Origin of the sequence: Stenotrophomonas sp. SrG (genome assembly GCF_050031795.1) — a bacterium.
Classification (GTDB): Bacteria; Pseudomonadota; Gammaproteobacteria; order Xanthomonadales; family Xanthomonadaceae; genus Stenotrophomonas; species Stenotrophomonas rhizophila_A.
Genome location: NZ_JBNBBE010001478.1, coordinates 1 through 234 on the forward strand (window position 1 = coordinate 1; position 234 = coordinate 234).

At 71.4% G+C, this 234-nt stretch carries 1 protein-coding gene; it reads right to left on the bottom strand.

The window, feature by feature from the left end:
• Positions 1-234, bottom strand: a 234-nt coding sequence (locus ACQG3P_RS24310) for an ATP-binding protein (protein WP_426806483.1), incomplete at both ends; no start/stop codon positions are given.

Sequence of the window (234 nt, forward strand, 5' to 3'; positions counted from 1 at the left end):
ACCCAGCGCCCACCGTCGCCCGGACCCGCGGTCAGTGTGCCACCGACGTGCGCGACGCGCTCGTGCAGTCCGGGAATCCCGTATCCGCCGGCGGCTCCGGGTTCGGCGCCTGGGGTCGAGAAGGGCATGCCGTCGTTGACAACGGACACTTCGGCGGCGAGCGCGTCCGCGGTGACGCGGACCTCGATGAGCGAAGCCAGTGGTGCGTGGCGCATCGCGTTGGTGAGTGACTCC